The organism is Aliivibrio sp. 1S128 (assembly GCF_001691065.1).
Taxonomy (GTDB): Bacteria; Pseudomonadota; Gammaproteobacteria; order Enterobacterales; family Vibrionaceae; genus Aliivibrio.
In genome coordinates, this window is record NZ_MAJV01000125.1 from 1 (window position 1) to 1,083 (window position 1,083).

Below are 1,083 nucleotides of genomic sequence, written 5' to 3' on the forward strand. Positions count from 1 at the left end.
TTATGCAGGCGTTATGTGTTGGAGTTAATAAAAGTGGATTATAAAAATAATAAAGGGCAATGGGCTTTAATTATTCCTATTTCTGGTTTGAATTTAGATAAATCTATTGGTGAAGAGTTAACTATAGATCGAGTTACTTTTATTAGCGTTTCTAAATTACATCGGGTAAGAAAAAGATTTAATCTTCCGTTACGAATCAATGAATTTATTGATAAAAGACCGTTGAATAAAGAAATTTTTGAGTCATGTAAAACTGTTGCAATTGTTAGCTTAGGTGGAAAGGGATGTGAAAAAGAATTAGAACTACTAGAAATAGTTAGAAAGGAATTAAGTTTTATATCGTCTTCACAATTAGGCTATTGTCGAAGAAAAAATAATGCATGCTTATCGTTATCATCTGAAACAAGAATTGGGCAGATTAACTATATGATGCTTAATTTGACAGCGGGAGATTATATGACGACCTCTACAATTACTGGTAGATTTGAAGAATTAAAAGTCGATTGTAATTGGAAAAAGTTCCAAAAAAGTTCATTTTTCTTTGATTTTATAAATTTATTAAATTCCCAAAAACAGATTAGTAGTGCGTGGCAGAAAAATATTGAGGATGCTGTAAGTTTAGCTGGTAAAAGTCAGTCATGTTCTGAGTTATCATTAGCTTTTTTATATAATATGATCGCAATAGAAACTTTACTTACGGAATCTGGTGATAAATTTTCGGAGATGTTACCAAATAGGGTTGAAGCATTCATTGGGTGGTCTATCGATTGGGATAATGAGGATTATCGTAAAAAAATAGCATCGTTGTATCAGAAAAGGTGTCGATTCGTACATGCTGGTGATACGAGCAATATACAAATTGATGATCTTCTTTTTTCTGATAACCTTTTACTGAATGTTTTGCACAATATATTAAAACATATTGATATTTTTCAAAGTAAAAAAGATTTAATCTCTTTTTCAAAAAAAATAGAAGCTGAGCAATTATTGAATATCAAAAGTAAAATCAGACCAAAAACCATACGTTATTTAAATATAATATACAGTGAGAACGATCGTAAACACACATAACAAACGACTATG

At 29.8% G+C, this 1,083-nt stretch carries 1 protein-coding gene; it reads left to right on the forward strand.

Annotated elements, in window-relative coordinates; translation table 11 throughout:
* The coding region (locus A6E03_RS17050; RefSeq protein ID WP_218060172.1) for a HEPN domain-containing protein at window positions 1-1,071 on the forward strand (1,071 nt) is incomplete at its 5' end.
* Window positions 1,072-1,083: the final 12 nt, after the last annotated feature.